The organism is Pedobacter hiemivivus, assembly GCF_005144565.1.
GTDB classification, from domain to species: Bacteria; Bacteroidota; Bacteroidia; order Sphingobacteriales; family Sphingobacteriaceae; genus Pedobacter; species Pedobacter hiemivivus.
Window position 1 is genome coordinate 113,818 of the sequence record NZ_SWDX01000012.1, and the last position, 26,958, is coordinate 140,775.

Annotated in this window: 26 protein-coding genes; 12 read left to right on the plus strand and 14 right to left on the minus strand. The window is 39.2% G+C overall.

The window, feature by feature from the left end; genetic code table 11:
* Nucleotides 1–321: 321 nt before the first annotated feature.
* Entirely contained in the window at nucleotides 322–1,569 is a 1,248-nt protein-coding gene (locus FBD94_RS26380; RefSeq protein WP_235884616.1) for a DUF1398 domain-containing protein, read from the minus strand.
* 354 nt (nucleotides 1,570–1,923) lie between these two features.
* Here FBD94_RS26380 and fmt point away from each other — a divergent pair, with 354 nt between their 5' ends.
* Nucleotides 1,924–2,832 carry a methionyl-tRNA formyltransferase gene (gene fmt / locus FBD94_RS22905; RefSeq protein ID WP_136881943.1) on the plus strand — a complete coding sequence of 303 codons (909 nt, stop codon included), beginning with the start codon at nucleotides 1,924–1,926 and terminating at the stop codon, nucleotides 2,830–2,832.
* A 107-nt stretch (nucleotides 2,833–2,939) separates the two neighbouring features.
* On the opposite strand, the gene FBD94_RS22910 is transcribed toward fmt, so the two are convergent.
* Both FBD94_RS22910 and FBD94_RS22915 read right to left on the minus strand, forming a co-directional pair.
* Nucleotides 2,940–3,776 carry an aminotransferase class IV gene (locus FBD94_RS22910; protein ID WP_136881944.1) on the minus strand — a complete coding sequence of 279 codons (837 nt, stop codon included), beginning with the start codon at nucleotides 3,774–3,776 and terminating at the stop codon, nucleotides 2,940–2,942.
* A gap of 17 nt (nucleotides 3,777–3,793) precedes the next feature.
* The gene (locus FBD94_RS22915; protein WP_136881945.1) at nucleotides 3,794–4,825 is read right to left on the minus strand and encodes an RluA family pseudouridine synthase; all 1,032 of its coding nucleotides are present in this window, start codon (nucleotides 4,823–4,825) and stop codon (nucleotides 3,794–3,796) included.
* 351 nt (nucleotides 4,826–5,176) lie between these two features.
* Between FBD94_RS22915 and FBD94_RS22920 the strand changes: the two genes are divergently transcribed.
* Nucleotides 5,177–6,055: a 1-aminocyclopropane-1-carboxylate deaminase/D-cysteine desulfhydrase gene (locus FBD94_RS22920; RefSeq protein WP_136881946.1), complete on the plus strand. Its 879-nt coding sequence runs from the start codon at nucleotides 5,177–5,179 to the stop codon at nucleotides 6,053–6,055.
* Nucleotides 6,056–6,128: 73 nt separating this feature from the next.
* Entirely contained in the window at nucleotides 6,129–7,262 is a 1,134-nt protein-coding gene (locus FBD94_RS22925; protein WP_131609020.1) for a sensor histidine kinase, read from the plus strand.
* On the opposite strand, the gene FBD94_RS22930 is transcribed toward FBD94_RS22925, so the two are convergent.
* From FBD94_RS22930 to FBD94_RS22945, 4 genes are read right to left on the minus strand one after another with little or no spacing between them, the layout of a single operon-like run.
* On the minus strand, nucleotides 7,259–8,287 hold the full coding sequence (locus FBD94_RS22930; protein ID WP_136881947.1) for a class I fructose-bisphosphate aldolase: 1,029 nt from the start codon (nucleotides 8,285–8,287) through the stop codon (nucleotides 7,259–7,261). The genes FBD94_RS22925 and FBD94_RS22930 overlap by 4 nt on opposite strands.
* 14 nt (nucleotides 8,288–8,301) lie before the next feature.
* A complete protein-coding gene (locus FBD94_RS22935) occupies nucleotides 8,302–8,913 on the minus strand; it encodes an HAD family hydrolase (protein ID WP_136881948.1) in 612 nt (203 codons plus the stop codon).
* Nucleotides 8,901–10,925 (minus strand): transketolase, encoded by a 2,025-nt coding sequence (gene tkt / locus FBD94_RS22940; protein WP_235884617.1) that lies wholly within the window; start codon nucleotides 10,923–10,925, stop codon nucleotides 8,901–8,903. Before tkt ends, FBD94_RS22935 begins: the two co-directional genes overlap by 13 nt.
* Complete coding sequence (locus FBD94_RS22945) at nucleotides 10,900–11,802, minus strand: SPFH domain-containing protein (RefSeq protein WP_205945930.1); 903 nt, start codon at nucleotides 11,800–11,802, stop codon at nucleotides 10,900–10,902. Before FBD94_RS22945 ends, tkt begins: the two co-directional genes overlap by 26 nt.
* Nucleotides 11,803–11,986: 184 nt before the next feature.
* On the opposite strand from FBD94_RS22945, the gene FBD94_RS22950 reads away from it, so the two are divergent.
* The 5 genes from FBD94_RS22950 to FBD94_RS22965 all read left to right on the plus strand — a co-directional run bounded on the left by FBD94_RS22950 (nucleotide 11,987) and on the right by FBD94_RS22965 (nucleotide 15,685).
* Complete coding sequence (locus tag FBD94_RS22950; protein ID WP_136881949.1) at nucleotides 11,987–13,075, plus strand: alginate lyase family protein; 1,089 nt, start codon at nucleotides 11,987–11,989, stop codon at nucleotides 13,073–13,075.
* A gap of 92 nt (nucleotides 13,076–13,167) precedes the next feature.
* The gene (locus tag FBD94_RS26495) at nucleotides 13,168–13,296 is read left to right on the plus strand and encodes a hypothetical protein (protein ID WP_262710999.1); all 129 of its coding nucleotides are present in this window, start codon (nucleotides 13,168–13,170) and stop codon (nucleotides 13,294–13,296) included.
* Between the two features lie 8 nt (nucleotides 13,297–13,304).
* On the plus strand, nucleotides 13,305–13,772 hold the full coding sequence (locus tag FBD94_RS22955; RefSeq protein ID WP_131609028.1) for a hypothetical protein: 468 nt from the start codon (nucleotides 13,305–13,307) through the stop codon (nucleotides 13,770–13,772).
* Nucleotides 13,773–13,949: 177 nt separating this feature from the next.
* Nucleotides 13,950–15,281, plus strand: a complete 1,332-nt coding sequence (lat, locus tag FBD94_RS22960; RefSeq protein WP_136881950.1) for an L-lysine 6-transaminase — start codon at nucleotides 13,950–13,952, stop codon at nucleotides 15,279–15,281.
* Nucleotides 15,281–15,685 (plus strand): hypothetical protein, encoded by a 405-nt coding sequence (locus FBD94_RS22965; protein WP_136881951.1) that lies wholly within the window; start codon nucleotides 15,281–15,283, stop codon nucleotides 15,683–15,685. The genes lat and FBD94_RS22965 overlap by 1 nt, the downstream gene beginning before the upstream one ends.
* A gap of 4 nt (nucleotides 15,686–15,689) precedes the next feature.
* Here FBD94_RS22965 and FBD94_RS22970 read toward each other — a convergent pair whose 3' ends face one another.
* The 4 genes from FBD94_RS22970 to FBD94_RS22985 all read right to left on the minus strand — a co-directional run bounded on the left by FBD94_RS22970 (nucleotide 15,690) and on the right by FBD94_RS22985 (nucleotide 18,900).
* The gene (locus tag FBD94_RS22970; RefSeq protein ID WP_136881952.1) at nucleotides 15,690–17,003 is read right to left on the minus strand and encodes an acyl-CoA dehydrogenase family protein; all 1,314 of its coding nucleotides are present in this window, start codon (nucleotides 17,001–17,003) and stop codon (nucleotides 15,690–15,692) included.
* A 68-nt stretch (nucleotides 17,004–17,071) separates the two neighbouring features.
* On the minus strand, nucleotides 17,072–17,788 hold the full coding sequence (gene bshB1 / locus FBD94_RS22975) for a bacillithiol biosynthesis deacetylase BshB1 (RefSeq protein ID WP_136881953.1): 717 nt from the start codon (nucleotides 17,786–17,788) through the stop codon (nucleotides 17,072–17,074).
* Between the two features lie 7 nt (nucleotides 17,789–17,795).
* Complete coding sequence (locus tag FBD94_RS22980) at nucleotides 17,796–18,278, minus strand: glutathione peroxidase (RefSeq protein ID WP_136881954.1); 483 nt, start codon at nucleotides 18,276–18,278, stop codon at nucleotides 17,796–17,798.
* Nucleotides 18,279–18,282: 4 nt separating this feature from the next.
* Entirely contained in the window at nucleotides 18,283–18,900 is a 618-nt protein-coding gene (locus FBD94_RS22985; RefSeq protein ID WP_131609040.1) for a DUF4294 domain-containing protein, read from the minus strand.
* Between the two features lie 248 nt (nucleotides 18,901–19,148).
* On the opposite strand from FBD94_RS22985, the gene FBD94_RS22990 reads away from it, so the two are divergent.
* From FBD94_RS22990 to FBD94_RS23005, 4 genes are all read left to right on the plus strand, one after another.
* Nucleotides 19,149–21,356 carry a RelA/SpoT family protein gene (locus tag FBD94_RS22990; protein ID WP_136881955.1) on the plus strand — a complete coding sequence of 736 codons (2,208 nt, stop codon included), beginning with the start codon at nucleotides 19,149–19,151 and terminating at the stop codon, nucleotides 21,354–21,356.
* Nucleotides 21,357–21,419: 63 nt separating this feature from the next.
* Nucleotides 21,420–21,911: a Fur family transcriptional regulator gene (locus FBD94_RS22995; RefSeq protein ID WP_131609042.1), complete on the plus strand. Its 492-nt coding sequence runs from the start codon at nucleotides 21,420–21,422 to the stop codon at nucleotides 21,909–21,911.
* Between the two features lie 33 nt (nucleotides 21,912–21,944).
* Complete coding sequence (locus FBD94_RS23000) at nucleotides 21,945–23,222, plus strand: adenylosuccinate synthase (protein ID WP_136881956.1); 1,278 nt, start codon at nucleotides 21,945–21,947, stop codon at nucleotides 23,220–23,222.
* Nucleotides 23,223–23,316: 94 nt separating this feature from the next.
* Nucleotides 23,317–24,570, plus strand: coding sequence for an anthranilate synthase component I family protein (locus tag FBD94_RS23005; RefSeq protein WP_136881957.1), 1,254 nt, complete (start codon nucleotides 23,317–23,319; stop codon nucleotides 24,568–24,570).
* A gap of 48 nt (nucleotides 24,571–24,618) precedes the next feature.
* On the opposite strand, the gene FBD94_RS23010 is transcribed toward FBD94_RS23005, so the two are convergent.
* Genes FBD94_RS23010 through nadC form a run of 3 tightly spaced genes read right to left on the minus strand, consistent with a single transcriptional unit; the run spans nucleotide 24,619 to nucleotide 26,929 of the window.
* A complete protein-coding gene (locus tag FBD94_RS23010) occupies nucleotides 24,619–25,425 on the minus strand; it encodes a M48 family metallopeptidase (protein ID WP_136881958.1) in 807 nt (268 codons plus the stop codon).
* 10 nt (nucleotides 25,426–25,435) lie between these two features.
* Entirely contained in the window at nucleotides 25,436–26,083 is a 648-nt protein-coding gene (plsY, locus tag FBD94_RS23015; RefSeq protein ID WP_131609050.1) for a glycerol-3-phosphate 1-O-acyltransferase PlsY, read from the minus strand.
* A gap of 3 nt (nucleotides 26,084–26,086) precedes the next feature.
* Complete coding sequence (gene nadC, locus FBD94_RS23020) at nucleotides 26,087–26,929, minus strand: carboxylating nicotinate-nucleotide diphosphorylase (RefSeq protein WP_136881959.1); 843 nt, start codon at nucleotides 26,927–26,929, stop codon at nucleotides 26,087–26,089.
* Nucleotides 26,930–26,958 lie beyond the last annotated feature (29 nt).

A 26,958-nucleotide genomic window follows, 5' to 3' on the forward strand; every position in this document is an offset into this window, starting at 1 on the left:
ATTTACTCCACAATTTATAATTTAATTTTAAATCAACAATATCTTCCCCATAGTATTCCCCTTTGCTATCTTAATCGTTACACAAATAACAAAAACCCGTAAAATATTGAAGGAAAATCAAAATTTTATCCTTTTAATTCATTATTAATGACACTAGCTGCCAAAATCAGGATATGAAGACGTAATGAGCGATCAGATTAGCACGTTCATCGTTAGGTAATATAGATCTCTTAGTATAGAAACTTTGTTGGATCATTATCCAAAGATATTCAAGACTATCATCAAGTGAATAAGTACTAAAAAAATCTTTTAAAATCAATTTTATTCGGAATTAGGGATTGATTCTGTCAGGATGAGCTGATCTTTCTGATCATAATAAGTGCAGGTCATCAATGATAAATTCACTATCCATCTATCGATTCCTGTTTCTGCACAATGTCTGCAAAAACTGAGGTAATCCGTTTGCCCTGCCTGATGCATTTTCAAATACTTCCTAAACTTTTTCTTATGACTTACAGCAGCGACGACTAAAGGTTCATATTGTGCCTTGGAGCTTAGCTGATGGCCATTATGCCCAAAATACTGGGTATGGCTATCGGATACGTAGGTCACAAATTCTGCTACGCCTAACTTTTTGATCGCTTGAACGTACTTAGGGAAATCTGCTCCACTTTTCACTTTTTCCTGCTCCTGCTCAATCTGCGCAATTGTAAAAGATTCATCCTGTAAATCGGCGGATATGGCTTTGAGTTCAATTTTAGGTTTATTAAAATGTTTAGAATCCCTCACAACTGACATCTCATCCCATTTTTCTGTCTGTTCCTGATCTACTATTCCATCCGCTATTACTGCTCTGAATACAGCAACAGGATTGAAGGTTTTACTATTGATGATCAGGTTACCCGAAAATGTCTTTTGTATAAACTGAAATGAAAACATAGAAATGCATAAACAGCCTGGTTCTATTTCAAAACTAAGTTCCTGCGCAGGAATAACGTTATCTTTTGAACCATTTGGAATTTCAATCGACTGAATCGGGCACATCGTCCTATTTCCATAAGTAAGGTCGTACATCCCCACAGCGATGTTTAGCAAGCAGGAAGTCGCTTTTGCTGGAAATTTCATGTCCTTTGAAACAAGCATTTCCGGCAATTTGATGGTCAGGATATTCCCCTCGATGCGCTGCTCAGGTTGCACAAAGAAATTATCCATTACAGGTGAATCCGCATTAAATTCAAAACCATTGAGCCGATCAAAACTGTTGGTTGTAAAATGATAGGTTTCCGATTGAGCGTCGAATGCTTGCTTCAAGGCCTTTTGTACGTCTGTTCTAAAGCGATAAACCATGGTTCCATCATAAAAATCTGTGATGATCTCCGTTGTAACGCTCCGGAATTGTTCTGCCAGCGTACTGGCGATCCCAAATTGAGTTGCTGCTTTGTGTGTGTTTTCAGTTTGCTTCTCCTTTGTCAACCTGGATTTGCCTGTAACCAATTGCATGTTGCGATACTTCTTAAAAACAGCAGGTCCTATTACACCTGTCAGGAATTTTCCGTCAAATTTTGCCATGATCTATATGTTTTTTATAACTAAACAACTGATCTAAGATAAGGTTTGGTTAGCGTACTACAAAATTTCAAGTTAAAAAAAATAAAACAGTAACTATAATCCATGTTTTTATCGAAAAACTTGGAATATAGTTGGACTATACTTGGAGTATAGTTTGAGTATTACACTAGGCAGACCGATCTCTGTCTTATCCGTATATAGCTATACAGGTTATTGAATTAATTTTGAATTTTGCTCTGATTTATATTTTATCATTTGCTTGCTCATTGATATCTGTATACTTTAATCGCCACAGTAATAAAAAAACCCGTAAAATTTTTAGTTATTTTGTTGAGTTAAAACAATCGAAAATATATGAAACTAGTTTTTATGGGTACGCCCGATTTTGCAGTTGCTTCTTTAAATGCTTTGGTACAAGCGGGGTTTGATGTAGTTGGTGTGGTTACCGCAGCTGATAAGCCTGCTGGTCGTGGCCAAAAACTCCATGAAAGTGCGGTTAAACAATATGCTGTTGCAAACGGACTAAAGGTATTGCAGCCTTTAAAACTAAAAGACCCTGAGTTTATTGAGGAATTGAAGTCTTTAAATGCCGACTTACAAGTGGTGGTGGCTTTCAGGATGTTGCCTGAAATGGTATGGAACATGCCTACTAAGGGAACCATTAACCTACATGCCTCATTGCTTCCTCAATATCGTGGCGCAGCCCCCATCAACCATGCCATCATTAATGGCGAAAAAGAAAGCGGTGTAACCACCTTCTTATTAAAACATGAAATAGATACGGGTGATGTTATATTTTCTGAAAAAGTAACTATTGCCGACGATGATACAGCGGGAGATCTGCACGATAAGCTTATGAATGTGGGCGCAGGATTGCTGGTAAAAACAGTACAAGCCATAGAAGCAGGTGATTACAAAGAACAACCTCAACCACAGAGCGATGAGCTTAAACATGCACCTAAAATATTTAAAGAGCATTGCCTGATTGACTGGAATCAACCAGCCCATGCAATTTACAACCAGATCAGAGGCTTGAGCCCATACCCTACTGCATTTACCAAACTAGGAGACAAAACCCTCAAAGTTTTTAAAGCTGAATTGGAAGAACTACAGCCTGACATTAAGATCGGTGCCTTTTTATCCGATGGTAAAACTTATTTAAAATTTGCAGCGAAAGATGGTTACATCAAGTTTACAGACCTACAATATGAAGGTAAAAAACGTATGCAGGTTGATGAATTTTTAAGAGGAATGCGGTTGTAATCATAGCCCTGAGGGCTAATAAAAGCCTCAGGGTTTACATTAAATAGTCACCAGGAGCCCGCATGATTATTTAAGTATTCCAACAACTCCTGCAAAAGCCGTATATTTTAAAAACTGTTCAGCTTTGCGCTGAGCAGCTTAGTCATCTCATTAAAATAACGTTTGCGGCCATAGCCCATTACCCAACGGATACCACTAATGGCATTGGTGATAAATACCTCTTCGGCAGCTTTTAATATTTCTGGATTAATCTGTGCCTCAATCACAGGAATCTCATGTGCTTTGGCCATGCTCATCACTACATTACGCATTACGCCAGCCACACAGCCCTCAGATAATGCAGGGGTATAGATCTTTTTATCGTAAACCACAAAAATATTAGAGCTAATGCTTTCGCATAAAAAACCGTGCTGGTTTAAAATGAAGGCATCATCAAGGCGGTGCTGTTTTTTATACAGTCCGGCCATTACATATAGCAAAGAATTGCTTGTTTTATAATTAGAAAGGCTATTTACGGGCTTAGTCAATTCATCAAAGACATCAATGATCAGTCCTTTTTTATTCAACTCGTAGTTACCTTCTTCAAGTGCCGAAGCCTCTAAAACATAACCCGATTTATTAATATTAGGTGTATAAAGTCCATCACCGGCACGGTAAACCGAAAGCCTGAAACGAACATTATCTTTTAATTTATTTTTTTTGCAAAGCTCACTCGTTTTCTGCTTCAAAAAGTATTCATCAAGCAAGGCACTGCCATCCATTTTCAGGGCCGTCATCCCCGCACGTAATCTATCCGCATGCAGCTCGGCAAATTTAAGCTTGCCATTGCACATGCGCATCGTCTCAAAGAGCCCATCGCCGTACTTAAATCCACGGTTACCAGCCGTAAATATTGGGTGATTGATGGCTACAAACTCATCATTATGTAAAATATATTCTTGCATTTATCTGTGCCAGCGCATTAGGAAGGTTGTACAATGTAATTTCTCCACTTATTCAGTGCCGAGTCGAAATCGGAAGGCAAAGGTGCTTCAAATTCCATATATATTTTAGTCCTCGGATGAATAAATCCTAAAGTTTGTGCATGAAGTGCCTGACGCGGCAAAATATTAAAGCAGTTTTGTACAAATTGCTTGTATTTAGTAAAGGTAGTTCCTTTTAAAATTTTATCTCCACCATAATTGGCATCGTTAAATAAGGGGTGACCAATGTGCTGCATATGCGCTCTGATTTGATGTGTACGGCCAGTTTCTAGCTGGCAACTAATTAAGGTTACATAACCTAAACGCTCTAACACCTTATAATGTGTTACCGACCACTTACCTTTTTCTTCTTCATCATACACATCCATTACAATTCGGTTTTTTAAGCTTCTGCCTATATACCCCGTAACGGTACCTTCTTCTGCGATATCACCCCAAGCCAGGGCTACATATTTACGCGTAATGGTATGGTCAAAAAACTGTTTGGCCAACTTAGTCATCGTCATCTCGTTCTTGCTAATTAACAACAAGCCAGATGTATCTTTATCTATACGGTGTACCAAACCTGGTCTACCTTCATTCCCCGGTAATTGTGGAAGTTGTTCAAAATGGAAAGCCAGCGCATTAACCAGTGTTCCTGTATAATTGTTAAAGCCAGGGTGTACAACCATACCGGCCACTTTATTCACCACCAATAGATCTTCATCCTCATATACAATATCCAATGGAATATCTTCAGGATAAACTTCAGTATCGCGAGGTGGATGCGGAAATACAATTGAAATCTCGTCTAAAGGTTTTACCTTATAGCTAGGTTTAACCGTTTTCTGATTAACCAGGACGTTGCCAGCATCAATTGCATTTTGAATACGGTTACGCGACGCATTTTCCATGCGTTGCATCAAAAACTTATCTACGCGCAACAAAGACTGTCCTTTATCTACAACAATATTAAAATGTTCGTATAAATCCTGCTCTTCTAATTCCGGCCCTGTGTTACTGTTTTCCATTTAGTCTTTATTCTTATTTAGAGGTAATGGAACTTGTGACAGCTTTTAGCTTCGCAGGTTCCATGCTGCAAAACTAATCTTTAAGTATTACATATTTAAAAAGAAATTGGTCTGCTTTTTGTTAAGTTAAGCACATACCCAATATTATAAATTTATGAGACAGTTACAAACCACTCGATATACCATGTATGCAGAGCATAACGACCTCGTAATTAATGAGAAACAGAAACCTACCACTATGAAAAATTTTACTCAAAACGTTAAAATCATTTTAAATTTCTTTCCCTACTTACTTAAAAAGATTTATTTCAAACCATAAGCCCTAAGTAAAAGGCAGCTATATTTGTAGCAATGTTTATAAATATACCCAGCCCTCTTCAACAATTAAAGGATTTCGCAGGACATCAGGTTCTGGTAAAAAGGGATGATTTAATTGATCCTTATGTATCAGGTAACAAATGGCGTAAGCTAAAATACATTCTGGCGGCGGCCAACGCGCAACAAAAAAATCATTTGGTAACGTTTGGTGGCGCCTATTCTAATCATTTAGTCGCAACTGCTGCTGCTTGTTCCAAGGCAGGTTTAAAAAGTACAGCTTTTGTGCGTGGCGATGCAGTGGCCTGTATTCACAACGAAATGTTGATGTTGTGTAGGTTATTTGGGATGGAACTTATTTTTACAGACAGACTGAGCTATAAAAACAAATCATCATTATTTGAACAGCGATTTGCTGAAGATCAAAATGCATTTTTTGTTGATGAGGGTGGTGCCAGTCCTGAGGCTGTTAAAGGCTGCGCCGAGATTATAGCCGAATTACCGACAGATATTGATCATTTATTTTGTGCAGCAGGGACAGGTACCACTGCTGCGGGCCTATTAACCGGCATATACCAACTCGGGCTAAAAACAAAACTACACGTTATACCGGTTTTAAAAGGGGGCGATTTCATTGCCGACGAAATTTTAAAATATACTGGTAGCACAGATCAACTGGTATTGCATACCGATTATCACTTTGGCGGCTATGCCAAAACCACACCCGATTTAATTGACTTTATAAAAACCTTTACCGCGACTGAAGGCATACTGATAGACCCTATTTACACTGCAAAAATGTTTTACGCAATTAGTCATTTACACGCCAGCGGATATTTTAAGCCTACAGAAAAGGTCGTAGCTTTACATACCGGGGGATTACTTGGATTAATGGGAATGAAAGATAAATTTTAATCAGTAATATTTCGTATATTATATTGATTATTGCATACACTAGTATGGAATACAAAAGGGATATTAATATTTTATGGGCATGCTAAAAAATGGTGATCTGGCACATCAGCACCTCAGTGAGAAACTAAGGCTCAGCGAAGATAGATTTTCGCGGGCTTTTGAACATGCTGCAATCGGTATGGCCATCGTAAGCCTGAAGGGTAAATGGCTCCGTATCAACAAAAGCATTTCCAAAATACTTGGCTATAAATCATCGGAATTACTGAAATTGACTTTTCAAGACATTACGCATCCGGATGATCTGGACAAGGATTTGAACTTGCTGCATGAGATGATCGAAGGAAAAATTGAATCCTACCAAATGGAAAAGAGATATTTCCATAAAAACGGTCATTTGGTTTGGGTGATCCTTGCTGTATCCATTATAAAGAACAGTAATGGCAAACCTTTACATTTCATTTCACAGCTTACTGACATCAGCAAGGTTAAAGAGGCTGAATATGAAATGAAGGCTGTTTTGGATGTAACCAACGATCAGAATAGACGGCTACTCAATTTTGCACATATCGTTTCTCATAACCTCCGTTCCCATTCCGGGAACCTTACCATGTTACTTAACTTTATAGAAACAGAGACTGACGAGGATTCGAGGAAAGAATTGTTTAACATGTTCCGCCATGCGGCTTCTAACCTTCAAGAAACTATAGGACATCTAAATGAAGTGGTAGCGGTAAATACCACCATCAGCGAAAAGCTCACAAAAATTAATCTAAGCCAGGCCATCAACGGAGCTATTGGCAATATTGAGGCGCTACTAAAGGCCGAAGAAGTAATCTGTATCAACGAAGTAGAAGAAGATATCATCGTCGGGGTAGTCCCCGCGTATCTGGATAGCATTCTACTTAATTTCTTAACCAATTCCATCAAATATCATGCGCATGGGCGGAGACCTATAATTAAGCTTTCTGCCAAAGTTGAAGAGAATTTAGTGGTGCTTACTATAGAGGATAATGGTATTGGCATAGATCTACAGCTTAATAGGGATAAAATATTTGGCATGTACAAAACCTTCCATAACAACCAAGATGCTAGAGGAATTGGTTTATTTATAACTAAAAATCAGATAGAAGCAATGGGTGGAAAGGTAAGTGTAGAAAGTGAAGTTGATAAAGGAACGATTTTTAAAATCTACTTTAAGCAGGGTTAGCTTTCATGGCTTTCCATTTCTGCATTATATTCTGCCCGCCGGGCAGCGCTATTACAAGCGGCACGGTGGTACAACATTTTTTGTGCAGCATCCTTATTTTTATCTTCACCTTTCCAAATTTCCAAAGCGGGTTGTTGAATGGCTCTTGAAAAAGAAAAGGTTAAAGACCAGGGCATCAATGATCCAAACCTAAGCTGCATCATATTTAAACGCTCCGAAGCCAATTGATAAGCTTGTCCACCGGACAGGAATGCAATACCCCCTACAGCAGCAGGAACCACTTTTAGAAAAGAAGAGATAGTTTCTGAGGCAATTTCCTCTGTATCACTTTGATCGGGACAGCTTAATCCCGGCAAAACCATGTTCGGTTTTAGAATCATCCCTTCCAGCGCAACCCTTTGTTCATATAGCTCATTAAAAACGGTGTGCAATACATCTCGTGTAACGGCCCCACACTGCCGAAGGGTATGATCACCATCCATGAGCACTTCAGGCTCTACAACAGGCACAATTCCGGCTTCCTGACAAAGTGCGGCATACCTTGCTAAGGTAAAAGCATTCGCTTTGATGCAAGTTCTTGTGGGGATCCCCTCACCAATAGTAATAACTGCGCGAAACTTAGCAAAGCGTAAACCTAGTTTATAATAGGCTGATAAACGTTCGCGCATTCCATCTAAGCCTTCCGTAACTTTCTCGCCAGGAAATGCGGCTAAGTCTACAGTGCCCTGATCTACCTTTATTCCCGCAATAATCCCCTTATGTTCCAATATCTCTAGAAATGAGATGCCGCTTTCTGTTTTTTGATACAATGTTTCCTCGAAAAGAATAGCTCCGCTGATGCACTCTTCCAAATGGGGCGTAGTGACAATCAATTCACGATACTTTCGTCTAAACTCCTCAGTTTCTGGAATCCCTAGTGCTTTAAATCTTTTGTTACAGGTCCCCAGACTTTCATCCATTGCCAGCAGTCCTTTATCGTCGGCCATAAGCCTTTGAGCGATATTTTTAAGTTCCAATGCGTACATAGCGATGTGTATAATTAAACGGAAGATTTAATCTCCTCCAATATTGTTTTAGTACTTAGAAAATTCTGGTGATGAATACTTCTGATCCCCAGTTTTTGCGCAGCCTCGGCCAGCATAATCCGATCGTCAAAATACACACATTCTTCTGTGGATACCTGCGCAATTCCCATCGCCAGTTTAAAAATCCCCGGATCTGGTTTACGCATACCTACTTCACAGGAGGATACAAAAGCATCAAAACAATCATGTAAACCAAACTTCTTTATTCGGTAATCATTGAGTTCCCGACCTTCATTATTGATAGAAATAATTCTGAAGCCGCAGCTTCGCTTCCAGTCTTTTAGCCATTGTAGCAATCCAGGTAATTCTTCGGACTGTGCAAACATGAAAGTCTTAAAATCTTCTTTTGTAAAGCTCCTTGGGTGATTAAATACAACGGTATCCAGGTAGTCATCCAGTGTGATTTTACCGATCTCGTAAACATTAAAGATAAAGCTATGCAAGACCTCCATTTCTGAATAATCGAGGTCAAACAACCGGGCGGCCTCTTGTCGGGACTGATGTCCCCAGCCATTGTTTAGCAGTACTCCGCCAACATCAAAAAAAACGACTTTTATGGTCTCCATATAATTTCCATTGCTCTTTTTACCACATTTTCGGAAGTAAAGCCATATTCCTTCAGTACTTCTTCACCTGGGGCAGATTCACCAAATTTATTAATGCCAATTACCTCCCCTTCATCAGTTACATACTTATGCCAGCCCAAGGGAGACCCTGCTTCTACAGCCAATCGTTTTCTTAAAGCTTTCGGAAAGATCTTTTCCTTATAAACTGCATCCTGCTTTTCGAACAATTCCCAGGAAGGCATACTGACTACCCTTGCGGCAACATCTTTATCCTTTAATTGTTCCTGCGCAGTTAACAACAACTGAACCTCCGAGCCAGTCCCGATCAATATGATTTGTGGTTCCTTTTCAGATTCCGAAAGTATATAAGCGCCCTTTTCAAGTTCGGTCGCTTTGGTATATTTCTCCTGATCAATCACGGGCAATTCCTGCCTGGTTAAAATTAAGGCAACCGGACCATCAGTATGTTCTAATGCTACACGCCAGGCATTAGCAGTTTCATTTGCATCAGCAGGACGGATCACTGTTAAATTGGGGACAGACCTTAAACCGATCAGCTGTTCTACCGGTTGGTGGGTAGTTCCATCTTCACCTAAACCTATACTATCGTGGGTATAGATAAATATAGGGCGGATTTTCATGATTGCTGCCAGTCGAATAGGCGGCCTCATGTAATCCGAAAATATAAGAAATGTAGCACCATAAGGAATAATACACTTACTAAGCGCCATCCCATTTAATATGGCCCCCATAGCATGTTCTCTAATTCCGAAGTGAAAAATACGCCCGCCAGGATTCGCTGAAGAAAAGGATTCATATTTTTTCAGATCTGTATCCGTTGAGGGAGAAAGATCGGCCGAACCACCCATTAAATGAGGCAAATCATCGGCAATTGCATTCAGTACTTTTCCTGATGCTTTACGAGTTGCTATTTTTTCATCCCCAGCCTTGAAAACTGGCAATTTCTCTTTCCATCCTTCAGGCAGCTTACCACTGCTTATTAATTCGTATTCATTGGCCAACTCCGGATATTTTCCTTTGTAGCGCTTATACAATTCATTCCAATCTTGCTCCTTTTTAATCCCTTTCTGCCCTGCCTCACGATAATAATGCAAAACCTCAGCGGGGACTTCAAAATGTTGATCAGGATCAAAACCAAATCTTTCCTTAACCAACCTCACTTCATCTTCGCCCAATGGGGAGCCATGAGCAGCAGCTGTATCCACTTTATTTGGGCTACCATAACCAATATGAGTTCGTACCTTGATCAATGAAGGGCGTTTGGTTTCCATTTGAGCATTTTTAATGGCTGCAAAAAGTGCGGCGAGATCGTTTCCATCTGCCAGCACCTGTACATGCCAGCCATAGGCTTCAAAGCGCTTCGCTAAATCTTCATCAAAGGCAAGATCTGTATTCCCCTCAATGGTAATGTGGTTATCATCGTATAGATAAATGAGATTGCCCAATTGGAGATGTCCTGCTATAGAGGCGGCTTCAGAACTGACACCCTCCATCATATCCCCATCACTACAGATGGCATAAATTTTATAATCAAACAGGTCAAAATCCGGCTTATTGTAACGGTTGGCCATTTTCTTTTGGGCGATGGCGAAACCTACTCCGTTGGCAAAACCTTGTCCCAAGGGGCCTGTAGTGACTTCAATTCCAGCCAACAAACCATACTCTGGATGCCCTGCCGTTTTGCTATGTAATTGCCTGAAATGCTTAAGATCATCCAAAGTAACATCATAACCCGTTAGATACAAAAAACTGTATTGTAACATACAGGCATGGCCGGCAGATAATATAAAACGGTCGCGATTTGCCCATTCAGGATTTTCGGGGTTATAGGTCATACTTTCAGCCCACAAAACATGCCCTATGGGGGCAAGCCCCATTGGTGTTCCCGGATGACCAGAATTTGCTTTTTGAACAGCATCAATGGACAATACACGAACCGTATTGATGCCTAATTGTTGGATAGAATCAGTCTTCATTTGATAGTTTTTCACGTTCCCGGGTTTTGTCCTTCCTCATATTTAAAGGTAACACACCGGCCATTTCACCAATAACATTAACCAGTTCGGTTCCTGTAGGGATGACAATTTTAGCATTGGAACGCAATGAGTTCTCTACAGTTTCCAATTTTCTTAACAATTGTGCATTACCTACAAAGTATTCGTTGGCAGCTTCATTTACCAGCTTAATTGCTTCAGCATCCCCTTCAGCATGTAATATTTTCGCCTGTCTTGAACCTTCTGCTTCTTTTATTTTTGCCCGTTTCACACCATCTGCAGCGGTCTCCGTTGCTGTAGCATAATCGATGGCAGCAATCTTCTCATTTTCCGCTTTTACCACCTTATTCATGGTTTCCTGCACATCCCTAGGTGGGTCTATTTCTTTTAATTCTGTACGCACAATGACAATTCCCCAGCTTGCGGTCTCATTTTTCAAGGTATTGTGTAATTCGGAGTTAATTTTCCCCCTTTCACTATTTGCCGATCTTAAAGTAAGTGTTCCTATAATATTACGTAGTGTGGTACGTGCAAGATTTACGATTTGTAATTTATAGTTATTTACATTGTATAGAGAACTTTTCACACTCTCTTCGTTTTCTATTACTCTAAAATAGACCTGAGCATCTACACTCGCGTTAAGGTTATCATTTGTGATGATTTCTTGTGGCTGTGCATCAACCATCTGTTCAGTCGTATTTATGACATACATTTTATCGATAAAAGGAATTATCCAATGAAATCCGGGTTGTGCAAACTTGATGTATTTCCCAAGCCGCTCGATCAGTCCCCGATGTGTGGGTCGGACTATTTTCACCCCCATGAAGAATAATATAATGATTACAGCGATGATGATTGTGACTTGTGTGCCCATTTCCGTTTATGTTTAAATATGTATATTCTACCTAGGTATAAAATCGCATTTAAAAAGTATTCAATGAGTGTTGATCAATAGGAAATCAATTATTTAAACATAAAAAAACAGGCATTTGTTTTATATTAACCACATTAAACTTTTAAGCCAAATCTTATTCTAATCCGCTTTAAACCTTTTTCCCATGATGAGAAAAACCCTATTTTTTGCTATAGTACTATTGTTTTCTGCTCATGCTAAGGCGCAATATGTTAGTTTGAACGACAACGAGGTCCATAAATTGAAAACACTGATCGGTATTGATGCCCATGCGAAACAACTGTATACCAAATATCAGGTCATTGCCGATGCTGCCGTAAAGGAAAATCCACAGCCAATCGACACAATACGCACCGAGGGGTTATTAAAAGGCAACCCAAAAAAAACAGCTACCATTAATGCTTTGCGTGATATGAGTAAGATGTATGCACTTGCCATTTGCTACCGCATAGAAGGCAAAAAGAGTTACTTAGAAAGCCTTGCTTCGTATTTAACAGCTTGGGCAAAAGTTAACACTTCGCGTGGCAACCCTATTGATGACACCAATCTGGAAGATGCGATTACAGCTTATGACTTGGTGAAAACATATTTACAACCAAAGGATAATGAATTAATAGTCAAATGGCTTAGCCAAGCCGCAAATGCGGGGATAACCTTCTATAGCAAATCATCAAAAAAAATGACATCTTATAACAACTGGCGCTCGCATCAGCTAAAAATAGTTGGCTTGATCGCCTATGCCATTGATGATGCCGGGTATAAAAAATATGTGGACGAGCATTTGAAAATCCAGATAGAGAAAAACCTATATGCAGATGGATCGGGTGTTGATTTTAAGCACAGAGATGCGCTACATTATCATGTTTATACCTTAGAGCCATTCCTTAGGCTAGCCATTGTTTTAAAACGTGCCACTGGGGTTGACGCATACAGCGCCGTATCTGCAAGCGGGTCTTCTATCCAAAAATCTGTTGAATGGCTAATGCCTTACGCTACCAGTGAAAAAACGCATGGTGAATACGTAAATTCTACGGTTAAATTTGATCAGGCTCGCGCCAAAAATGGCGAAAGTGCCTATGAAGCCGGAAATTTATGGAAACCAAAATCGGGACTTAAAGTATTGGCCTTAGCTGCTTATTTTGATCCGCAATATAACAGCATCATTAAAATAGTTGTAAGTACAACAAATGACTATAGCGATTGGCAGTTGGTATTGAATAACGTGATGATGTAACCCATTAATTCACTGTAATACAGCTACATTATTTATTCTTTTATCTTTTTTTATTATTATCGTCAAGTATTTATAATTATATTTGTATCAGAATGACACTACAACCATTACATATAAAGAATTCATCTAAAGGATTTTTAGACCTCGTTACTAAGCTTAAGGCTGATAAGGACGCGAAGGTAAAGGCGTTGCTTTCTAAAAAAACGACCATTAAAAAGTAGTTTAATTAATGCCTCTCGAAGAAAGTTATTCCTTAACTACCAAGGAAGGTCACGAATACAGAATTGGCTTTTCTCCATTTGACATTTTTGCAACGCCTAAATCATTAACTAAACCTATTGTTGATGTTGTTATAGCAATTGATGATAACAAAGGAATAAATAATGCTAGTACATTATTCGAATTTTCAAAAATTATAAAAGAATATCTTTTTAAGAATGATGTAATTCTTTATTGTTATTGTGATAATAAGGAAATTGAAAGGGGCAAAAAACATCAACATCTCAGTCCTCAGGAATATAGGAGCTTATTATTTGAAAAAATGTTTGATAAAGCATCAAATAAAGATTTCATTAATAAGCCAATACTTCTTATTGACGCAACAGATAATAAACACTGCATTCATTTCTTCTCTAGCACTCAAAATCTTGATCAAATTGAATTGCTTTCTGAAGAACTTTACAAAGCAAAAGGATAATTAATATTAAATTCTTCAAAAAAAAACATCAACATTTGATAGACCAAAATCGATTCTATTACAAAAACATACTTTAAACTGTTTAAACCTAGATTTTGCATAAAACCCTGAAATAGTGCCTGTATTTGTTAATTTGGCGGTTTTCATTACATTTGGAATATACCAAAAACAAAAACTATGTATCAACTAACTGTAGCTCCGGACAAGGTAAATGAAACCCTAAGTAAGCACATTTTAGCCGATGGGTTTGATTTAACTTACGACATGGAACAAAGTCAGGGTGCTTATATTTACGATTCCAAAAACAAGCGTACCCTACTCGACTTTTTCACTTGCTTTGCTTCAGTTCCTTTGGGTTATAATCATCCTAAAATGATCAATGATGAGGCCTTCAAAAAGAACCTTTTGCAAGCTGCCTTAGCCAACCCATCTAACTCGGATGTTTATACACAGCAGTATGCACAATTTGTTGATACTTTTGCTAAACATGGTATGCCTGATTATTTACCTCATGCCTTTTTTATTGCAGGTGGCGGATTGGCGGTCGAAAATGCCATTAAAGTTGCCATGGACTGGAAAGTTCAGAAAAACTTTGCCAAAGGCTATAAAGAAGAAAGAGGCTTTAAAGTACTCCATTTTGAAAAAGCATTTCATGGTCGCACTGGCTATACCTTAAGCTTAACCAATACACTTCCTGATAAAACCAAGTGGTTTGCCAAGTTCGACTGGCCAAGAGTTTCTGTACCTGTAGTTAAATTTCCTTTACAGGGCGAAAATCTGAAAGTAGCCATCGAGACAGAAGCCACTTCTATTGCCCAAATTAAACAAGCTTTTGCGGATAACCAAGATGATATCTGTGCAATTATAGTTGAACCTATACAATCTGAAGGCGGCGACAACCATTTGCGTGAAGAGTTTTTAATCCAATTGAAAGCCCTTGCGGATGAGCATGATGCTTTTCTTATTTATGATGAAGTACAAACTGGTGTAGGCCTAACCGGGAAGTTCTGGTGCCATCAACACTTTAGTGAGCAGGCTCGTCCAGACATTGTCGCATTTGGTAAGAAAATGCAAGTTTGCGGTATTTTGGTAGGTAACAAAGTAGATCAGGTAGAAAACAACGTATTTAAAGTTTCTTCCCGTATCAATTCTACATGGGGCGGTAACCTGGTTGATATGGTGAGGTCTTCCCAGATCCTGGATATCGTTGCAGAGGATAACCTATGTGAAAATGCCAGAGTAGTTGGCGATTATTTAAAGGCAGGCTTGCAAGAACTGGCAGCCAAATACAGTATCATCAGTAACGTTCGCGGTAAAGGCTTACTTTGCGCTTTTGATTTTGCCGATAAAGCTACCCGCGATGCTTTTATACAAAAAGGGATGCAGCATAATGTGATGTTCCTGGGATGTGGCAGTCAAACCATTCGTTTCAGACCAGCACTGTGTATTGAGAAAAAACATATTGATGAGGGCTTAGCTGTTATGAACCTTATATTACCCTCTTTATAATGGGTAATAAAAAATTAAATGCTTTATTATCCATACTCGTTATTGCATTAATCATATGGATGGTTAAAGGTACATTTATGCAACCCGGAGTTAACGATTTGAAAGGTGGATTTAAAGAAGTCGCACATTATCGCAATGAAAACAACACCGGTCCGATTCAGCATGTGTTTTCAGTTACCATAAAAGATACAGCTGTAGCCGAATTGGAGACTTATGGCAATTTTATGCCACATCATAAAGGTGGGAATACCAAAGTATATTTCTTTTTAGAGGGAACTGAAGTACCAAACAAGCTTTATGCAGGGAAAGAAAACTTTGATCCGCAGTATAATCCTTACTGTATTGCCCTTTACGAAAAAACCGCAATGGGCAATACCAGTATAGAGAAGAACCCTTTTAAGTAAAAAATTAAACGAAAGCGGAAAAGCCTGTAATGGCTCGACCTACAATGAGTGTATTGATCTCTTTGGTCCCTTCATAAGAATAGATGGCTTCGGCATCCGCTACAAAACGGGCCACATCATATTCCAATAGAATACCGTTACCACCCATTACTTCTCGTGCCCGGCTGACTACATCCCGGGTACGCATAGAGCAGAATACTTTTGCTAAAGAGGCATGTGCATCAGTTAACAAGCCCTGATCCTGCAATTGCGAAAGTCTGAAACAAAGGGTTTGCATTGCTGTAAGATTAGAAAGCATTTCTACCAGGTGGTTCTGAATCAACTGGTAGGAAGCTATAGGTCTGCCGAATTGCTTTCTTGTTGTGGTATAGCTTAAAGCACTCTCATAAGCGCCCCTTGCACAACCTACCGCTTGCCAGGCTACTCCTGCCCTGGTCATCTTTAACACTTTGGCCGTATCTTTAAATGAATTGGCATTTTGCAGACGATCATCTTCGTCGACTTCACAATTGGTTAAGGTGATCAATCCATTCTGTACAATGCGCAGGGCCATTTTATCTTGCATCTTTTCGACAGCAAAACCTGTAGTACCTTTTCTGACCAAGAAACCTTTAACTTGATTGTCGTCAACATCTCTAGCCCATATGATCGTGACATCGGAAAAAGTAGCATTGCCGATCCATTTCTTCTGGCCGTTTAAAATCCACTTACTTCCATTTCTTTTGGCTGTAGTTGTTAAGCCTCCAGCTACCCCAGAACCTACTTCTGGCTCGGTTAAGCCGAAAGCGCCAATGATCTTCATCTGCTGCATATCGGGTAACCATTCTTGCTTCTGCGCTTCGGAACCTAACAAGTAAATAGAGCCCATCGCTAAGCCACTCTGAACACCAAAAAAAGTAGATATAGAAGTATCTATCCTCGCCATTTCCATAGCCAGCATTCCCTCCATTAAATTGGATTTGCCCATGCAACCATAGCCCTGATAGGTAAGACCACAGATATTTAACTCAGCAATTTTAGGGATCAGCTCAAATGGAAACGCTGCCTTAAGCCAATATTTATTGACAATGGGCTTCACTTCCTTTTCCAGAAAGGCCCGAACTTTTAGCTGTAATGCTCTATCTTCATCTTTTAAAGCTTCATCACCAAGATGATAAAAATCACCCTCAACCGGGGGGATTTGGCGCTCCTTGTGAGGCGACCCAATCAACTTCATTAGTCCCTGTAATTGGGTCTCATCCAAGTTAGAAAACTTCTCAAAATCTACATTTTTTAAAAGGGTATAGGCCTTTTTTAAGGATGAAAAGATATTAGCCATAGTAAACTGTTTAAAATAGAACAGTTTAAATCGCTTTTTGTTGGCTTACAGCCGATATCAGGAAGCAACTACCTCAAGTTAAATAGGTTATCTACCCCCAATAATTTATGGGAAGTAAATCCTTCGCCATAGGTAGCCCCAACGGTTTTACCAAATTCCCGGGCACGGCCAATCACGCTTTCAAAAAACTCCGGCGAAGAAATATAAGTATCTGGCTCATCTAGTTCGGGATTGAAGAACTGAGTCTTAAATGCTTTAATAGCGGCTATTTTAGTTTCAAAATAAGGTGTAATGTCAATGATAACATCAGGCTTGATGTAACGATCCTGAATATATTGTAATACCAATCTCGGCCTCCATGCCTCTTGCGCCATACCGTCAACTTGGGTACTTACTTTGGATAAGCCCGACAAAAAGCAAGCATCATTGACTAAATCTCCAGCCCGGCCATGATCAGGATGTCTATCATGCAATGCATTAGTCAGCACCAGCTCTGGTTGGTACTTACGAATCATCTTAACCACCTCTAACTGGTGGGCTTCATTATTCTCAAAAAAACCATCTCTAAATCTCAGGTTTTCACGTGCGTGTAAGCCCATGATCACTGCAGAATCAGCGGCCTCTTGATCACGCATTTCTGCAGATCCACGGGTTCCTAACTCCCCTCTTGTAAGATCAATGATTCCAACTTTCTTTCCTAACGCAATATGCTTTACAATAGTTCCAGAGCATCCCAGCTCTGCATCGTCCGGATGGACGGCAAATACCAATATATCTAACTTCATACAATCTTTAAAAATTAATTAGCCGTTGTATTTTCTTCTTTACTTTAGAAGAAAGTGGCTTTGTAAATGGGAAAAAGTAATCAACTACTTCTCCATCTTTATTAATGAGGTATTTATGAAAATTCCATCTTGGTGTAGAGGTCTGTGTAAGAAATTTAAATAATGGATGAGCATATTCGCCACGCACCATGATTTTTTCAAATACAGGAAACTGAACACCAAAATTCACTTCACAAAAAGTACTAATGGCTGTACCTTCTAAAGGCTCCTGTCTGCCAAAATCATTTGAAGGTAAGCCAAGAATCTCAAAACGTTCCGTCCCTAGTTCATCTCTTAGCTCCTGCAGCTCCTTTAATTGAGGGGCAAAACCACAGCCGGAGGCAATGTTAACGATAAGCAATACTTTGTTTTTATAGTCGGAAAGCTTCTTTTCAGTTCCATTAATGAGCTTCACCTTAAATTGGTGGACACTTTTAGATTGGTCAGACATAGTTTTATTGATAAAACCCTGAAGAAATGATAATAGACTCAATGTCTCGATCCTCTTGCGGGCTATATGTACTTTTCAGATTATGGCCTACTACTCTTGCTACAGATTGGTAGACAAACGCTGTAACACCACCTTTTGTTTCTTTTATGATATCGTAAGTGGTTCTCCCCAACTCACGGTCTATTAGTTTCGTTAAAATTTGTCCCTGAGTAATGGTCAGCTCTTTGATCTCTCTATTAAACATTTCCTTGATTTCTTTATCACATTGTTTAACGAGTTTTTTTTGCTCTTTTTTATCGCCAGTTACGGCAAGCTCGCGCTCCAGTTGCTCGTATCTTCTTTTAGCAAATAAAGCATACGGCATCACTTTCATTACATTATAACGTAACCGATTAAAAGCCGTCTGATCTGCCTGAGATTTGAAGATCCTAACGCCATAGATGACCACCTCATCTAATGGTATCCAAGGGATCATTTCTCCATCTACATTAGTTGATGCTACCCTTATTGTATCATTTTTTCCCATCACCGGCATTTTTACAGGCAACGAGCTCACCTGCGCTTTTACAGAAGCGCCTGTAATCATGACAATTAAAGGAATAAACAGCCTATAAAAATTCATAAATTTATAACTCCTTCAAAGTTAGGGCTAATTTTATATTTTTGTTCCATTACTAATCTAATATACCCATTTAACCATAAATTGATATATTTTTTACGTAAATAATACAATTATACCCATTCATAAATGTCTATTTAGGACAACCATTTATTTGGTAGAATTATTGTATATTAAGGGAATAACGAAAATATGAGGAAACCATTGTATATAATGGCTCCATTGCAAGCAAAAAGACAAAGACGAGACCAATGAAGAACGCATTAGTGATAGATTTAGAAGCGGAGAAACAAGAGATACTGAAAAGATACCGTGCCCTTTTGCGTGCCTGTAAACCAACCATGCAACGTGGTGATAAAAAGGAGATTAGAAAAGCTTTTGACATGGCCCTGGAAAGCCATAAAAACATGCGGCGGAAATCAGGAGAACCATATATCTACCATCCAATTGCTGTTGCACAAATTGCGGCGGAAGAAATTGGACTGGGAACCACATCAATAGTTTGTGCCCTCCTACACGATGTGGTAGAGGACACTGACATTACTTTAGAGGATATTGAACGCGAGTTTGGCAAGAAAACTGCTAAAATCATTGATGGATTGACTAAAATATCAGGCGTTTTTGACTACAACAGCTCCCTGCAGGCAGAGAACTTCAGAAAAATGCTCCTTACCCTTGCTGATGATGTCAGGGTGATTCTGATTAAACTGGCCGACCGCTTGCATAATATGCGTACCATGGACTTTATGCCAAGGCAAAAACAGCTTAAGATTGCTTCGGAAACCATTTACCTGTATGCCCCCCTGGCCCATCGTTTAGGTTTATACACCATCAAGTCTGAACTGGAAGATCTCTCGATGAAATATCTGGAGCCAGATACTTATAAATACATCGCCACACAACTGAACGAGAAAAAAGCGGAAAGAACGCTATTTATCAAAAGGTTTGTGGAACCAATCAACGAAATTCTGGCCGAACAAGGACTAACGGCCGATATTTATGGTCGCCCGAAATCCATCCATTCGATATGGAATAAGATGAAAAGCAAAAACATTCCATTTGAAGAAGTCTATGACCTTTTTGCCATCAGGATTATTTTAGACAGTCCGCCTGAAAATGAAAAGGCCGACTGCTGGAAAGCCTATTCGATTGTAACGGATCTTTATCGCCCTAACCCGGATCGTTTGCGTGACTGGGTATCCTCACCAAAAGGAAATGGCTATGAGTCGCTACATACTACTGTAATGGGGCCTAAAGGACAATGGGTTGAAGTACAAATCCGTACACAACGCATGAATGAAATTGCTGAAAAGGGCTTTGCGGCACACTGGAAATATAAAGAGTCGAGCAATGACAATGGCCTGGATCAATGGATCATGAAAGTTAGGGAAATGCTGAACAATCCAGAAGCCAATGCTTTAGATTTTCTGGATGATTTCAAGATGAACCTTTTCTCTGATGAGATCTTCATTTTTACACCTAAAGGAGCTTTACTTCAACTGCCATTGGGTGCAACTGCCTTAGATTTTGCGTTTGAAATTCATACAGATGTAGGTGCAAAATGTATTGGTGCAAAAGTGAACCACAAACTGGTTCCTTTATCGTACAAACTACAAAATGGCGACCAGGTAGAAATCATTACTTCCAGTAAGCAATCGCCTAAGGAAGATTGGTTAAACATCGTGGTGACTGCCAAAGCCAAGTCTAAAATTAAATCTTCCTTAAAAGAAGAAAAGAGAAAAGTTGCCGAGATCGGGAAGGAAACATTGGAGCGTAAAATGAAGTCGCTCAAGATTACTTACAATACGGACAACTTAAATAAGCTAAGTTACTTCTTTAAATTGCCTTCCACTCAGGAGCTCTTTATTTCTGTGGCAAAAGGGAAGATCGAGTTAAAAGATTTGAAAGATTACCTGGCCAGCGAAAAGGAAATAGAAAACCGCGGTGCTGAAAGAAGCGATAATCAGCAAATTGACGCCTTATTGAACAAGGTAAAAGGTCCTGAATCGGACATTTTATTAATTGGTGAGGATCTGCAAAAAATAGATTATACCTTAGCGGCTTGCTGTAACCCTATTCCAGGTGATGATGTTTTTGGCTTTGTAACGGTTAATGAGGGCATAAAGATACACCGGACCAATTGTCCGAATGCAGCACAGCTGATGGCCAATTATGGTTACCGCGTAGTAAAAGCGAAATGGAACAGACAAAAAGAACTGACCTTCTTAACCGGATTACATATTATCGGTATTGATGATGTTGGGTTAATCAATAATATTACTAAAGTTATATCAAACGATTTTAAGGTAAATATGCGTTCTATAACTGTAGATACTGATAATGGTATTTTTGATGGTTCGATCATGATCTTTGTAAATGACAAAGAACACCTGGATAACCTGATTAAAAATCTGTTAGAAGTTAAAGGTGTAACGGGCGTTACCCGTTTTGATGCCTAAAAATAACAATAAATCGTACCGATTATATAAAAAATTGATACCTTTGAAAGGAGTTTAAAAACTATGTCGACAAATCACAACAGCGAGTTGGTTAGGAAAATATTCGAAGCCTACCTCGAAAATAAAAATCTGAGAAAAACACCGGAACGTTTTGCCATCCTAGAAGAAATTTACTCAAGAGATGACCATTTCGATGTAGAGACCCTCTATATCCACATGAAAAATCAAAAATATCGTGTGAGCAGGGCAACAGTATACAATACATTAGAGCTATTAGTTTCATGTGACCTGGTTACTAAACATCAGTTTGGTAAAAACATGGCTCAGTTTGAAAAGTCTTATGGCTATCATCAGCATGACCATATTATCTGTATTGATTGCGCAAAAGTTGTAGAATTCTGCGACCCACGCATCCAACAGATACAAAGTATGGTTGGTGAGCTATTGAAGTTTGAAATCAAACACCACTCTTTAAATCTTTATGGCGTTTGTTTCGATTGTGCAGCTAAGGCAGCAATGAACAGTCAGAATGCTGACATAAAACATGCAAGTTAACCAATATAATATTTCCATTTTTAAATTTAAATAATGACGCAAGTAGACGTGCTTCTGGGCCTACAATGGGGCGATGAAGGCAAGGGAAAAATTGTTGATGTACTAAGTCCACAATATGATTTGATAGCTCGTTTTCAAGGCGGTCCGAATGCCGGCCATACTTTAGAGTTTGATGGCAAAAAGTTTGTTTTAAATACTATACCTTCAGGTATCTTCAATGAAAAAACAATGAACCTGATTGGAAATGGTGTGGTAATTGATCCCATCATTTTAAAAAGGGAATTAGATAACCTGAAAAAAGCAGGTCATGATCCTGTTGCTAAAGGCAAACTGGTAATTGCCCGTAAAGCACACCTTATTTTACCTACTCACCAATTGCTGGATGCAGCAAATGAGCAAAAAATGGGTAAAGATAAAATTGGTTCTACGTTAAAAGGTATTGGTCCAACTTATATGGACAAAACTGGTCGTAATGGCCTAAGGGTTGGTGATACTACCCTACCTGATTTCAAAGACCGCTACAATAAACTGGTAGAGAAACACAAAGAAATACTTTCTCATTACGAGTTTGAATACGATTTAGCTGAAAAAGAAGCTGCTTTCTTTGAAGCGATTGAATTCATCAAAACCATACCTCATGTAGATAGTGAGCATTATGTAAATGGTTTCCTAAAAGAAGGAAAAAAGGTATTGGCTGAAGGTGCGCAAGGAACATTATTGGACATCGATTTCGGTTCTTATCCTTTTGTAACTTCTTCAAACACGACTACTGCCGGTGCATGTACTGGTTTAGGTATTGCGCCTAATAAAATTGGTCATGTTTATGGTATTTTTAAAGCTTATTGTACCCGTGTTGGTGGTGGTCCTTTCCCTACTGAGCTGGATGATGAGGTTGGAGAAAACCTACGTCAGGTTGGTCATGAATTTGGTGCAACTACAGGCCGTGCCCGTCGTTGCGGATGGATTGATCTTCCGGCATTAAAATATGCAATCATGTTGAACGGTGTTACTGAACTGATCATGATGAAAGCAGACGTATTAGACGGTTTTGATACTATCTATGCCTGTACGCATTATGAGCACAATGGTAAAACCATCGATTATATGCCATACGACATCATTTCTGTTAAACCGACTCCGGTATTAAAAGCAATTGATGGTTGGAAAACAGATGTAACCAAAGTAAACAAAGTAGCAGACATTCCTGCTAAGCTTGCTGATTACATCGCTTTCCTTGAAAAAGAACTTCAAGTACCAGTTAAATTCCTTTCTGTTGGACCAGATAGAGTTCAAACATTGGAATTAAACTAAGGTTTCAATCCTATTGAAAAAAGGGGTGGTATTCTGAATAAGATTACCGCCCCTTTTTTGTAGAAATAAATGCGTTACATTTGCGCAAATTAAAATGAGAGTTCCGGATCTACCATCGTTCAAACAAAAAGCATTAAAATGGGCCGCTGCCGCTGAGGTATGTTGTGTCCTCGACTCCAATGACTACAAAGATCAGTACAGTAAATTTGATCTACTGCTGGCTGTGGGTTCAAAAGAAGAACTAAACACCAACTCAGTCCATAAATTTAATGACCTGAAGGCTTTTTATGATCAGCACAAGACCTGGATGTTCGGATTGCTTAATTATGAGCTAAAGAATGAAGTAGAACAGCTGGAATCGGCTAACCCAGACTCACTCAACTTTCCTGAATTATTTTTCTTTATTCCTCAATACCTGCTTGTCATTAAAGGCGATCAGGTAGAAGTTTTAATCGGAGGAATGGAGGTTGTAAATGCTATTGATCAATTTAATCACGAAGTTGAGATAGCTAAGACCAGCATCAACATACAAAACAGAATTTCGAAGGAAGTATACCTTAAGACTGTTGCAACCTTGCAGCAACATATTGCGCGTGGTGATATTTATGAGGTTAATTTTTGCCAGGAATTCTTTGCTGAACATGCCATTATTGATCCTATTGAGATTTATACACAGCTATGTAAGCTCTCTCCTACTCCATTTGCTGGTTTCTTTAAAATAAAAGACCAGTATATCCTTTCGGCCAGTCCGGAAAGGTATTTATGTAAAAGAGGAAACAAGTTGATTTCTCAGCCCATTAAAGGCACAGCCAAACGCAGTGCAGATCCAACAACAGATTTACAGATTAAAACCGCTTTGAGGTTAAATGCTAAGGAACAAGCCGAAAATGTAATGATTGTGGATCTGGTAAGAAATGACCTGACCAAAGCAGCAGTAAATGGGAGTGTTAAAGTTGAGGAACTTTTTGGAATCTACGGTTTCCCACAAGTATACCAGATGATATCAACCATTAGCTGTACGATAAATCCTGAAATTCATTTTATAGATGCCATACGACATACTTTCCCGATGGGCTCCATGACTGGTGCTCCTAAGGTAAAAGCAATGCAGCTGATAGAGGCATATGAATTTAGCAAGCGTGGAGCTTACTCAGGTGCATTTGGCTACATTACCCCTGAAGCTGATTTTGATTTCAATGTGATCATCCGCAGCATCCTGTATGATGCAGCAAAAGAATACCTATCCTTCCAGGTTGGCGGTGCCATTACCTACGCTGCCGATGCGAATGCAGAATACGAAGAATGTATGCTGAAAGCCTCGGCCATCATTCAAACCTTGAAGCCATAAAAAAAGGCCACCATAATTGGTAGCCTATCCTTATAATTTTAATCCCTTTTAAGGTTTGTAATACTTCATTGCTTCTGGTATATCCCTTTGTATTTGGGCAATACGTGTCGCATCACTTGGGTGAGTACTTAAAAACTCAGCAGGCTTCTGCCCACCAGCCGAGGCTGTAGCCATTCTTTGCCAGAAAGCAGTCGCATTATTAGGATTATAACCAGCCATAGCCATAAAGATCAAGCCCAATTTATCTGCTTCCAATTCCTGATTACGCGAATATTTAAGCATAACCAATGGCGTACCTACTCCATACAACGTATTAAATACGCCTTGGCTCTTAGGATTATTTGACAAAAGTCCCGAGCCTAAAGCCCCAAGCCCTTGTGAAGCCATCTCCTGAGACATCCGTTCGGCACTATGTCCAGCGATAGCATGAGCAATCTCGTGCCCCATTACTGTAGCTAAACCCGCATCATCCTTGGTAACAGGAAGAATACCGCTATACACTACTATTTTCCCTCCCGGCATACACCAGGCGTTCAGTTCTTTACTTTGAACAAGGTTCACCTCCCATTGGTAATCTTTAATCAGGTTACCGTAGTTGTTGTTGTTCATATAGGTTTTTACTGCAGCAATAAGCTTGTTGCCAACCATTTTAACCTTTGATGCTTGTGCATTAGATGCAGGCAATACAGCGTTTTTATTTTCGGTTAGGAATGTGCTATAGGCTTGAAATGCCATTGGCAAAACCTGATCATCACTTACCAGGTTCAATCTGCTACGCCCTGTTAAAGGAACTGTAGTGCAGGCTGAGAAGGCTAACCCTATTACGGTTACACCTACAATAAATATTTTTTTCATAAGTTTTAGTTTAATTCGTTTTCTTCTTAAACAGGTATACCTTGGATTCTTTGCCCATTAACAGTCTTTCCAGATTTTTTTGATGTGTTACTAAAATGAGTACACAAACACACATACCGTATAAAACTTCAGATTTTATTGATGAATGTAATAAGAACACAATGCTCAACGGGAAGGTAAAACCAGCACATATGGAGCTTAATGATACATATTTTGTAATCAATAATATCGTAATAAATACAAGAACACAAAGCATTGCTGCGGGGAAGTTAACTGCCAAAATCATTCCAAAAAGTGTAGCCACTCCTTTGCCACCTCTAAAACCGGCAAATATTGGGAACAAATGGCCCATAACGGCTGTCACACCTAATGCCAGTTCATAATTAACAAATTGTGCGGAGTTTTGTGGCCCGGTAACGGATAGTCCTATAAAATAGGCCAATTTGGTTGCGGTGTATCCTTTTGCGATATCTATGGTCATCACGGCAATACCGGCCTTCTTACCCAAAACCCTGAAGGTATTGGTGGCACCAGCATTCCCGCTTCCATACTCCCTTACATCAACACCATAAAATGCTTGCCCCAACCAAACCGCGGTAGGTATAGAACCAAATAAATAGGCTAAAATAACCGCCGAAATAGAATAGATAGAAATCATGACCTAATAGGCTTTTAAACTCATGTCTAAACTCTTAACAGAATGCGTTAATGCACCCATAGATATATAATCTACACCGCAGGCTGCATATTCTGTTACATTTTCTTCTGTAATACCGCCAGATGCTTCTGTAATATACTGTTTATTGATCTTATTAACTGCTACTTTCAAATTACTGAAACTAAAATTATCAAGCATGATCCTGTTTACATGACCGGTTTCAAGTACCTGATCAAGTTCTGAAAGATCTCTTACCTCAATTTCTATTTGCAATTGTTTGCTCTTTTCCTTTAAATATTGATTGGCTGCATTAATTGCATTAGCAATTCCGCCAGCATAATCAACATGATTGTCTTTGATCAGGATCATATCGTATAAACCAATTCTATGGTTTACTCCGCCCCCAATGCGTACTGCCCACTTTTCTAAATACCTTAAACCTGGTGTAGTTTTGCGCGTATCTAACAATTGAGTATGATAGCCTGAAAGCATTTTTACAATATGATTGGTCTTGGTTGCAATACCGCTCATGCGCTGCATACAATTTAACACCAGGCGTTCTGCAAGCAGGATGGATTGAGAATTCCCTGAAACGGTTAAAGCAATGTCTCCTACCTTCACTTCGGCACCATCATTAATAAATACTTCTGTAGTAAGGTCTGCATCTACTTGCTTAAAAATTTCGAGTGCAAGCTCCACTCCAGCGATGATACCTGCTTCTTTAATCAGCAGTTTTGCTTTGCCTTGTGCATTGGCAGGAATGGTAGAAAGGGAGGTATGATCGCCGTCGCCTAAATCTTCGGCAATAGCATTCTTTATAAATTGGTCTATGACTTGTTTATCCAAAATTAATATTTAAACCCAAAAATAGCATT